This is a genomic window from Arthrobacter sp. R4 (assembly GCF_051365025.1).
GTDB lineage: Bacteria > Actinomycetota > Actinomycetes > Actinomycetales > Micrococcaceae > Arthrobacter.
On record NZ_JBLWIJ010000026.1, the window covers coordinates 130,698 to 140,640 of the forward strand.

The window sequence follows — 9,943 nt, forward strand, 5'->3', positions numbered from 1 at the left end:
TACGCCACACCAACACCAACAGAAAGAGAAACATCATGAAGCTTCAGGTAGCTATGGACCTCCTGACCACCGAAGACGCGCTTGAGCTGGCCGGCAAGGTCGCCGAGTACGTTGACATCATCGAACTCGGTACACCCCTGATCAAGGCAGCCGGACTTTCCGCTGTGACCGCAGTCAAGCAGGCCCACCCTGACAAGATCGTCTTCGCAGACATGAAGACCATGGACGCCGGAGAACTCGAAGCCGACATCGCGTTCAAGGCCGGCGCCGACCTCGTCTCCGTGCTGGGAAGCGCCGACGATTCCACCATCGCAGGTGCCGTGAAGGCCGCCCGCGCACACAACAAAGGCATCGTCGTGGACCTCATTGGTGTGCCGGACAAGGCCACCCGCGCCAAGGAAGCACGGGCACTCGGCGCCGAGTTCGTGGAGTTCCACGCAGGCCTGGACGAGCAGGCCAAGCCTGGCTTCGACCTGAACGGACTGCTCAGCGCCGGTTCCGAAGCGCGCGTGCCCTTCTCGGTGGCCGGCGGCGTCAACCTCTCCACCATCGAAGCCGTCCAGCGGGCCGGGGCTGAGGTTGCCGTAGCCGGCGGCGCCATCTACGGTGCAGCCGACCCCGCACTGGCAGCAAAGGAACTCAAGGCCGCCATCGCCTGATCCCACACCCAAGATGCGGCGGTCGGCACCGGAAGGTGCCGGCCGCCGCATCTGGTAGTGGCACCCCTCGGCCCGATACTGTCCTCCGCCCAGAAAGCAGCAAATGCCAGATACCCTCGTCCGGTCACCCCGAACCAAGAATCCGCTCCGGGATCCGCGTGATCGTCGTTTGAACAGGATTGCTGGTCCGTCGTCGTTGGTGCTTTTTGGGGTGACTGGTGATCTTGCGCGTAAGAAGCTGATGCCGGCTGTGTATGACCTGGCGAACCGGGGGTTGTTGCCGCCGAGTTTCGCGTTGGTGGGTTTTGGGCGGCGGGCGTGGAGTGATGGGGAGTTCGCTGCTGAGGTGAAGTCCTCGGTGCAGGCTTATGCGCGGACGCCTTTTGATGAGGCGGTGTGGAACCAGTTGTCCGAGGGTGTCCGGTTTGTTCAGGGCGAGTTTGATGATGATGACGCGTTTGAGCGTCTGGGTGACACGATTGCGTTGTTGGATGAGGAGCGTGGGACGCGGGGTAATCACGCGTTTTACCTCTCGATCCCGCCGAAGGCCTTTGAGCAGGTCTGCCGTCAGTTGTCTAAGCATGGCCTGGCGCAGGCTGATGGGGAGAAGTGGCGGCGGGTGGTGATCGAGAAGCCGTTCGGGCATGACCTGGAGTCGGCGCGGGCGTTGAATGACATTGTGGAGTCGGTGTTCCCGCCGGATGCGGTGTTCCGGATCGATCATTACCTGGGCAAGGAGACGGTGCAGAACATCCTGGCGTTGCGTTTCGCGAACCAGTTGTTCGAGCCGTTGTGGAACGCGAATTATGTGGACCATGTCCAGATCACGATGGCCGAGGACATCGGCACCGGTGGCCGGGCGGGGTATTACGACGGTGTGGGTGCTGCGCGGGATGTGATCCAGAACCATCTGCTGCAGTTGCTGGCGCTGACCGCGATGGAGGAACCCATTTCGTTTAACGCCGATGATTTGCGGGCGGAGAAGGAAAAGGTCCTGGCCGCGGTCAAGCTCCCGGAGGATTTGTCCACGCATTCGGCGCGGGGCCAGTTCGCCGGTGGTTGGCAGGGCGGGGAGCAGGTCCAGGGGTATCTGGAGGAAGAGGGCATCCCGGCGGATTCGACCACCGAGACGTTCGCCGCGATCCGGGTGGATATCCATACCCGGCGCTGGGCCGGGGTGCCGTTCTACCTGCGCGCGGGCAAGCGGCTGGGCCGGCGGGTGACGGAGATCGCGGTGGTGTTCAAACGCGCGCCGAACCTGTTGTTCCGTGACCATGGCGAGGATGACTTCGGGCAGAACGCGGTGGTGATCCGGGTCCAGCCCGATGAGGGCGCGACGATCCGGTTCGGGTCCAAGGTCCCGGGCACGCAGATGGAAGTCCGGGACGTGACGATGGACTTCGGGTACGGGCACTCGTTCACCGAGTCCTCTCCGGAGGCGTATGAGCGTTTGATCCTGGACGTGCTTTTGGGTGAGCCGCCGTTGTTCCCGCGGCACGAGGAAGTGGAACTGTCCTGGAAGATCCTGGACCCGTTCGAGGACTACTGGGCCACCCTGAACGAACAGCCCGAACCCTACGCCCCGGGGTCCTGGGGACCCGCCAGCGCTGATGAGCTGCTGGCCCGTGACGGACGAACCTGGAGAAGGCCATGATCGTAGACCTGCCGGACACCACTACCTCGAAGATCTCCAAGAAGATCATGTCGCTGCGTGAACAGGGCGGCGTGATCGCCCTGGGCCGGGTGCTGACCCTGGTGGTCGTGACCAAGTCCGGGCTCGAGGAAGAAGCGATCGAAGCCGCGAACGAGGCCAGCCGCGAACACCCCTGCCGGATCATCGTGCTCGCCGACGCCGGAGCGCAGGCCCCGGACCGGCTCGACGCGCAGATCCGGGTCGGCGGGGACGCCGGCGCGTCCGAAGTCATCGTGCTGCGCGGCTACGGCGAACTCGCGCACGAGTCCGAATCACTCGTCGCGGCCCTGCTGCTGCCCGATGCCCCGATCGTGGCCTGGTGGCCGCACGGGGCGCCGGAGAACGCCTGCGAAACCTCGATCGGCCGGATCGCGCACCGCCGGATCACGGACTCGGCCAACGAACCGGACCCCCAACTGGCGCTGGAAAACATCCGGTCCACGTACAAGGCCGGCGACACCGACCTCGCCTGGACCCGGCTGACCAACTGGCGGATCCAGCTCGCCGCCGTCCTGGACCAGGTCGACTCCTCACCGGTGACCGCCGTCGCCGTCGAAGGAGCCTCCGACTCCCCCTCCACCATCCTGCTCGCAGCCTGGCTCACCCTGTCCCTGGACGCCCCCGTCACCATCGTCGCGGACCCCGCCGGGACCGGCATCCGCCGTGTCCGGCTCACCCGCCCCGGCGGCGACGTCCAACTCTTCCGCCCCGGACTCTCCATCGCCGAACTCACCCAACCAGGCCAACCCGCCCAACGCATCTCCCTGCCACGCCGCAGCCTCCGCGACTGCCTCGCCGAAGAACTCCGCCGCCTCGACCCCGACGAGGTCTTCGGCCAAGTGGTCCAGTCTTTGGAGTGGCCACCCAAAATTGCAAATCCTGCCGAGACTGCACCGGCGGAACGCGCACTGGATGACTGCCGGGCAGGGCGGCTCGTCCATGCTTAGCGATACTCACAGCAGACGCAATGAGAAGCTGCGAAAGACCATCGAAGGTTGGTCAGTAGGCGTTCTTGGCATGTTGGCCATGCTTGGGATTACCTACGCATCGTTGCAATACCCCGGGTGGTGACCTCGGGTCCAGCTATCCGCACCTATCCATGGAGCCGCGGATCCTGGGGCTATCGCCGGCCAGCCTGTTCTGAATCCGTGGACGCAGGGGTGGAGCCCGTGGGCTACCGCGCGGCGTGGCCCCGGCCGGCGCTGCTAGGCGGCGTCCAATTGCCCCAGGCAGTAGTTCTTGAACCAGTGCCGGATCCGTTGCGGCAACCGCGGATAAACCACGGCAGTGCACTTCATAGTGAAGTCGAATCGGCGCCCATGGCTTGCGCTCCAGGGCAATCCAAAACCGTCGCGCAGATGGTCCGGCAGCAGGCCGGCGGTGAGGAACCGGGCAAACGGCATGACGGCGCGGTACCAGAGCGGCCCGCCCCGCGGATGGAGGAGGCCGTGGGCCACACGCACTGCGGCGTCGTCGGCAGTGAGGGACTCTACGCGAGAGTTCCAGTAGACGCGGAACGCCGCCCGGTCCGGCGGCCATAGTTCCGCCGGGAGCTGCAGGGCTGTCCCAAGTTTCGCGTAGTCGCGGTACATCAGATCGGCCGTTTCGTCGTCGAGCGGTCCATAGACCCGCTCGAAGATGGTGACGGCGGTGTCGTACAGCGTAGCCACTACCCAGAGCTGCGAATCCGCGTCATAGGCGCTGTACCCGTTCGAGGTTTCATCCGGGGCGCGCTGGACCGGTGCATGGGCGCGGTTCACCCGGCGGCGGACGGCTGCCACCTGCCCCTCGGTGCCATAGACGATCGCGTAGACGTAAGTAAGAGTGCCGCGAAGGCGGTCGAGCGGTCGTTCCGTGAAGTGACTGTGCTCCGCAACGCCGTGGCCCACGGCCGGGTTGGCTATCTGCAGCAAAATGGCGCGGCCTGCCCCGGCGAGCAGAATGCCTTCTGCGCCTATGTCGGCAAGTCCGGGAACCATGCCCACAAATGTACCGGAGACAGCCAACACCGGGCACGCCGGGACCGGACGATGGCGGCCGCCTCCCGCCGTCGTCCGCTCCCGTTTTCTGGCGCAACATTTTGGCGAACCCGCCGCACCACCCTATTCTTTGGTTAGCTAAGGCTTACCTAACCACGGAGATCCACGTGACCACCACTGAAACTGCCCCCAGCGACAGTTCCCCGGCCATGCCGCCGGAGATCTTCCGGGACCCATGGGGCATTCCGCACCTCCGGGCAGGCTCCCCTGACGAGCTGTCCTTCCTTCAGGGCTACAACGCTGCCGCCGACCGTTCCTGGCAGATCGAGATGGAACGCTGGCGGTCAGAAGGCAGCACGGCTGAGCGTCTGGGAGCGGACGGGCTGGACTGGGACCGGTTTGCGCGCCGGGTGCGGCTGGATGACACAGCGCGCCGGTGCTTTGAGAACCTCGACGACGACACCAGGCGCTGGTGCACGGCCTACGTCGACGGCGTGAACCATGCACTCGAAACAGGCCGCCGGGATGCCGACGAGTTCCGCGCAACGGAGACCGCACCCGCCCCCTGGGAGCCGTGGACGCCGCTGGGTGTTTTCCTGGTCCACCACATTCTCTTCGGCACGTTCCCCAACAAACTCTGGCGCGAACACGTGGCCACGACCCTCGGCGACGACGCGGTGGGCCTGTTCAGTATCGAAGCTCCCGTGTGGGCCGGCAGCAACGCGTGGGCCGCGGCGGGCAAGCTGACCGCGTCCGGTTCACCACTCATCGCAGGCGATCCGCATCGCCTCATGGAACTGCCGGGCGTCTACCAGCAGGTACGGCTCGCGTGCCCGGAGTTCGACGTCGTCGGGCTGGCTTTCCCCGGCGTGCCCGGGATCCCCCATTTTGGCCACGCCGGGTCAGTCGCCTGGGCTGTCACTAATGCCATGGCCGATTACCAGGACCTGTTCCGCGAGCGGCTGCGGGACCAGGACGGCGGGGTTGCCGCATTGGGGCCGAGTGGCTGGGAACCTGTCCTCGCGCACCACGCGGAAGAGATTCTGGTGCGCGGCTCGGCGGCGGAAACCGTGGAGGTCATCGAAACTGCCCGGGGTCCGGTCATCTCGGGAGGGTCCGACGGCGGTGCGCTGAGCCTGCGGACGCCGGCGCGGTGGGCGGGAACCCTGGGCTTCGAGGCCCTCCTGCCGCTCCTGCGGAGCCGATCCGCGGCCGACGTGGAGGCAGCGCTGGACTCCTGGGTGGAGCCGGTGAACTGTGTGCTGGTTGCCGATACCAGCGGTGATGTCCGCCAAGTGGTCGCCGGAAAGGTCCCCGTCCGAAGCCGGCACAACCGGGTCCGCCCTGTCCCTGCGTGGGCGGCGGACCACCAGTGGACGGGTGCGTGGGAGAAAATGCCCAGGTCCCATGTGCCTTCCCTGGCCGTGAACGCCAACGACCGCGAATCCGGCGGCGGAGAACTGCTGGGGCTTGAGTTCGCCCCCGCCCACCGCTCCCGGCGGATCCGGCACCTGTTGGAGGATCATGGGCCTGGGCTGGATGCAGCTGCCATGCAGCGGATCCACATGGACACGCATCTCGGTTCCTGGCCAACGCTCCGCGCCCTGCTCCGGGGATGCGGTTCGCTTTCTGCTCCGGCGGTTGCCCTCCGGGAGCGGCTGCTGTCATGGGACGGCCACATGGATGGAAACAGCAGCGGCGCCGGCGCGTTTGCGGCCTGGAGGTCTGCGCTGGTCCTCGCCCTGGCGCGCACGCCCAAACTGCTGCCCCTGGCCGAACCACACGGCCACTCCCCTCTCTTCGGTCCCTGGCTCTACGCCGCCTCGCGGGTGGGCTTCGCCCTTGAAACGCTGATCGCCGACGGTCCGGCAGCCGGCGTCGATGTCGCCGGGGCCGCAGGGGAGGCGCTGGAGGAAGTGGCAGCAGCAGCACCCACCGATACGTGGGGATCCAGCCATACTGTGCTGCCGCTGCATGCCCTGGACGAGCACGGCCCCCGCGGACTGGCGCCCACAGTCCCCCTCACCAGTTTGTCCGGTGATACCGGCTGCGTCCTGTCCACAGAGAGCCTGCCCGGGGTGACCGACGGGTCGTTCCGCGGACCGGTGGCCCGCTACGTCTGGGATCTGGTGGACCGGGCCGCGAGCCGCTGGATCGTCCCGTTCGGCGCCTCGGGACACCCCGACCATGAGCACTTCGCCAGCCAGCTGCCCCTTTGGGCTGCCGGTGACCTCATCCCCGTCATCACCGACTGGGAGCAACTGACCAAGGAGAACCATGACCCACGCTGACACTGCCGTTCCGCTCTCCGTCAGGGACGCCGTCTACACGGAAGAGCTGCCTGGCCTGGGGCAGCTGAGGCTCATCCCGCTCGCTCCGGAAAGCGACGCGGACCTGCTGCATGGCTGGGTCAGGGAGGACCGCGCGAGGTTCTGGGGCATGCAGTCGATGGGCCGGGACGAAGTCCGGGACATCTATCTGTTCGTGGACAGCCTGGACACCCATCACGCCTATCTGATCTCCGTCGATGACGAACCCGCGGGACTGTTCCAGACCTACGAGCCGCTGCAGGATCCGGTGGCTGATGCCTACCCGGCGCGCCCCGGGGACACCGGGCTGCATCTGCTGTTGGCTCCGGCTACACGTACGGTCCCGAACTTCACCGCCACCGTGCTCGCGGGCCTGATCCGGTTCCTGCTGTCCGACCCTGCCAAGGACCGCGTTGTCGCGGAGCCGGACGCCCGGAACAGCAAGGCGATCGGGCGGTTCGTGAGCTTCGGGTTCGAGGCCGGCGCCCACGTACAGCTGGCTGAGAAGGAAGCACAGCTGGTATTCCTCACCCGCGAACGGTTCGAGTCCCGGAAGGGGTAGCGCCGATGCACCTGCCTCAGCTGGAGGAGTAAACGCCCTGCCTATCGCCGGGCGTTCCTCCTCACAATTGTCATTGTGCTGCGCTACGGTTAGCTCCACCATCAATTCTTCAAGGGGGAAGAATGGAATTTGCCGAAAAACTCTCCGCGCTGGCAGCAAAGGTTCGTCAGCAGCGAGATGCAATCCAAACTGAAGAGGCAACGAAAAATGCCTTTGTCATGCCGTTCATTTCGACGATCCTCGGCTACGACGTCTTTAACCCAATGGAAGTTGTACCGGAGTTCATAGCGGACGTCGGGCTGAAGAAGGGTGAGAAGATCGACTACGCCATCGTCAAAGACGGTGAAGTGCAGATCCTGATCGAGTGCAAGAAGTCCACAGAACCAGTGAAGATTGAGCACGCATCTCAGCTGTTCCGCTACTTCGCCGTGACGAATGCGAGAATCGCAATCCTCACAAACGGCGAGGTCTATCAGTTTTTCACCGACCTCGATGCTCCCAACCGCATGGACGCCAAGCCGTTCTTGGTCCTGGATCTCAACGACATTGATGAATCCCTCATCCCCGAACTGCAGAAATTATCGAAAGACGTTTTCGATCTGGAGTCAATCATCAATGCGGCTGGTGAACTGAAGTACATCGGTGAATTGAAGCGGACCCTCGCAGCTCAGTTCAAAGAGCCGGAAGATGAGTGGATCAAATTCCTGACGGGCCGGGTTTATACGGGCGCCTATACGCAGAAAGTGCGTGAGCAGTTCACTGCACTGGTCACAAAGGCCTCCAAGCAGTTCCTGAATGACCAAGTGAATGAGCGACTGAAGAAAGCGCTGGGTTCTCCGAGCTTCCCGCAGAACGAAGACATCACTGTCGCTGCCGCCGTCACTAGCGGCCCTGTTGCCGAGGCAGACCTCGCTGAAGCTGACAGCCTCGAAACAACTTTGGAGGAAATCGAGGGCTACCAAATTGTCCGAGCAATCGTGTGCAGCGAGGTCAAGCCTGCCCGAGTCGTGCAGCGGGACGCCAAGTCATACTTCGCAGTCCTGCTAGACGACAACAACCGCAAGCCGATCGCACGCCTGCACTTCAACCGGACACAGAAGTACATCGGGATCTTCGACGACAACAAGGAAGAAACGCGGGTTCCCATCACCTCGCTTGAGGAAATCTACGAACACACCGAAGCCCTGCGGGCAAGCGTCAAGAGCTACCTTCAGTAATCCTCCACCCCAAGCGTTTGACGGCGGCATATCCGGCCGCCGTCGAACGCCCGCGCCTATCGCTGGACACGGCGGGACGCGATAGTTTGAGGGAATGACGGCAACCTACCGGTACGACGTGGAGGTCCTGCACCTGCTGGTCTCTCCGGCGCATGCATATTTCGGGCGGGCCCGCGAAGGCGCCGCCGACGTCCCCACTACGGATGCGGACCGGTTTGAGCTCGTGGCCGGCAAAGGGATCGTGGGCGACCGGTTCTTCGGCAAAGCGGCGCACATGGACGCCGCCGTCACGGTGATGGCCGTCGAAGCACTGGAGTCCATCGCCGCTGAACTGGGAACGGCGCCTTTCAACCCGCTGCTGACACGGCGCAATGTGATCCTTCGGGGAGCGGACCTGCCTCCCCTGCTCGGCGGCGAATTTGCCCTCGAATCACACGGCAACGTGGCAAGGTTCAAGGCAGGCCGTCCCGCTCACCCCTGCGCATGGATGGACCAGATGCTCGCCCCGGGCGCCCACAAGGCAATGCGCGGACGTGGCGGCATCCGCTGCCAAGTACTGAGCGACGGCGTCCTTAACCGCGGGCCGGCCGTGCTGATCAGTCCGGTACTGCTGGACCCCAAACGAGCCGGTGCGCCAACGCTGCTCCGGCCTTCCCGACTGCCCTAGCGTCAGGCAACGACTCAACGGACCTGTCAGCAACATTTGGTGGGTAGGTTCCTCAGGGTCCGGAGGGGCCAGGCACTTCCAGCGAAACGGCCTATACCTAGGTCTCCGGGAACCACCCCTAAATAGCCTTAGAATTCGTCTATTTTTGGGAAATCTCCACGGGATTTGCCCACTTCCACTACCTATAGGCAACACGTCGCGCTATTTTCCTGGCGAAGGAACAACCACAGGCGGCGCGTTGCGTTGACCGTTTTGAGGAGGGACATCCATGAACAAGGCGTCGAAAATTATCGGAGCTGTCCTGGACGGAGTGGCGGCGGGACTGGCACTGTCCTTCATCCTGTGCGTGGCTACCAGCGTGATAGCCATTTCGACTGGTTCTCCGGCGACCCTACTGGGGATATTCAAAGCCACGGCCGGAACCGAAAACGGCGCGCTGGCCCTGCAATTCCAGCCTAACTTCTCCGGAATCATTGTCCTTATTGCCTTGACCGTAACGGTCAGCGTCGTTGCGGCTGTGCGAAAAAGCAAGGCGTCACCGGGACCATCCCGGCACCCAGGGTGAGTGCTGCCGCCACAGTCGCCTGGACCGTGCTCAGGGCCTGGACTCGGGCGCGATAGCGGTGGACGGACTGAACAGCCCACGAAACGAAGCGGACGACGGCGGGAGGTTCCCGCCGTCGTCCGCTTGCGTTTACTGCCTCTATAGTCTGTGGTGCTCCGGAACTGCCCACCGGGCGTCTCTTGCCCCGACTTTGCCTGCCGGGAAACCGGCGTAGGTCCAGACACACGGCCGGCCTGAATCGCTGGGAAGGAGCTGACCTTCGAAGACCGAGATGCTCGCTCCCGCCGGGCTC

General features: G+C 64.4%; 9 protein-coding genes. 8 read left to right on the forward strand and 1 reads right to left on the reverse strand.

Annotated elements, in window-relative coordinates; genetic code table 11:
• The first annotated feature begins 35 nt into the window (after positions 1 to 35).
• The 3 genes from hxlA (at position 36) to ACLKOZ_RS16680 (ending at position 3,299) form a co-directional block, all read left to right on the forward strand.
• Positions 36 to 659: a 3-hexulose-6-phosphate synthase gene (hxlA, locus tag ACLKOZ_RS16670; RefSeq protein WP_436476634.1), complete on the forward strand. Its 624-nt coding sequence runs from the start codon at positions 36 to 38 to the stop codon at positions 657 to 659.
• Between the two features lie 103 nt (positions 660 to 762).
• Entirely contained in the window at positions 763 to 2,313 is a 1,551-nt protein-coding gene (zwf, locus tag ACLKOZ_RS16675) for a glucose-6-phosphate dehydrogenase (protein WP_436476636.1), read from the forward strand.
• Positions 2,310 to 3,299 (forward strand): glucose-6-phosphate dehydrogenase assembly protein OpcA, encoded by a 990-nt coding sequence (locus ACLKOZ_RS16680; RefSeq protein WP_436476638.1) that lies wholly within the window; start codon positions 2,310 to 2,312, stop codon positions 3,297 to 3,299. The genes zwf and ACLKOZ_RS16680 overlap by 4 nt, the downstream gene beginning before the upstream one ends.
• Positions 3,300 to 3,557: 258 nt before the next feature.
• Here the strand turns inward: ACLKOZ_RS16680 and ACLKOZ_RS16685 are convergent, their stop codons facing one another.
• Positions 3,558 to 4,331 carry an oxygenase MpaB family protein gene (locus ACLKOZ_RS16685; protein WP_436476640.1) on the reverse strand — a complete coding sequence of 258 codons (774 nt, stop codon included), beginning with the start codon at positions 4,329 to 4,331 and terminating at the stop codon, positions 3,558 to 3,560.
• 167 nt (positions 4,332 to 4,498) lie between these two features.
• On the opposite strand from ACLKOZ_RS16685, the gene ACLKOZ_RS16690 reads away from it, so the two are divergent.
• The 5 genes from ACLKOZ_RS16690 (at position 4,499) to ACLKOZ_RS16710 (ending at position 9,651) form a co-directional block, all read left to right on the forward strand.
• Positions 4,499 to 6,622: a penicillin acylase family protein gene (locus ACLKOZ_RS16690; RefSeq protein ID WP_436476642.1), complete on the forward strand. Its 2,124-nt coding sequence runs from the start codon at positions 4,499 to 4,501 to the stop codon at positions 6,620 to 6,622.
• Entirely contained in the window at positions 6,609 to 7,202 is a 594-nt protein-coding gene (locus ACLKOZ_RS16695) for a GNAT family N-acetyltransferase (RefSeq protein WP_436476644.1), read from the forward strand. The genes ACLKOZ_RS16690 and ACLKOZ_RS16695 overlap by 14 nt, the downstream gene beginning before the upstream one ends.
• 122 nt (positions 7,203 to 7,324) lie before the next feature.
• On the forward strand, positions 7,325 to 8,419 hold the full coding sequence (locus ACLKOZ_RS16700; RefSeq protein WP_436476646.1) for a type I restriction endonuclease: 1,095 nt from the start codon (positions 7,325 to 7,327) through the stop codon (positions 8,417 to 8,419).
• Positions 8,420 to 8,513: 94 nt separating this feature from the next.
• A complete protein-coding gene (locus ACLKOZ_RS16705; RefSeq protein ID WP_436476648.1) occupies positions 8,514 to 9,086 on the forward strand; it encodes an MOSC domain-containing protein in 573 nt (190 codons plus the stop codon).
• Positions 9,087 to 9,354: 268 nt separating this feature from the next.
• The gene (locus ACLKOZ_RS16710) at positions 9,355 to 9,651 is read left to right on the forward strand and encodes a hypothetical protein (RefSeq protein WP_337349214.1); all 297 of its coding nucleotides are present in this window, start codon (positions 9,355 to 9,357) and stop codon (positions 9,649 to 9,651) included.
• Positions 9,652 to 9,943 lie beyond the last annotated feature (292 nt).

Coding starts and splice junctions, on each gene's coding strand:
- hxlA (WP_436476634.1), top strand. CDS start 36: ATGAAGCTTCAGGTAGCTATGGACCTCCTGACCACCGAAGACGCGCTT.
- zwf (WP_436476636.1), top strand. CDS start 763: ATGCCAGATACCCTCGTCCGGTCACCCCGAACCAAGAATCCGCTCCGG.
- ACLKOZ_RS16680 (WP_436476638.1), top strand. CDS start 2,310: ATGATCGTAGACCTGCCGGACACCACTACCTCGAAGATCTCCAAGAAG.
- ACLKOZ_RS16685 (WP_436476640.1), bottom strand. CDS start 4,331: ATGGTTCCCGGACTTGCCGACATAGGCGCAGAAGGCATTCTGCTCGCC.
- ACLKOZ_RS16695 (WP_436476644.1), top strand. CDS start 6,609: ATGACCCACGCTGACACTGCCGTTCCGCTCTCCGTCAGGGACGCCGTC.
- ACLKOZ_RS16700 (WP_436476646.1), top strand. CDS start 7,325: ATGGAATTTGCCGAAAAACTCTCCGCGCTGGCAGCAAAGGTTCGTCAG.
- ACLKOZ_RS16705 (WP_436476648.1), top strand. CDS start 8,514: ATGACGGCAACCTACCGGTACGACGTGGAGGTCCTGCACCTGCTGGTC.
- ACLKOZ_RS16710 (WP_337349214.1), top strand. CDS start 9,355: ATGAACAAGGCGTCGAAAATTATCGGAGCTGTCCTGGACGGAGTGGCG.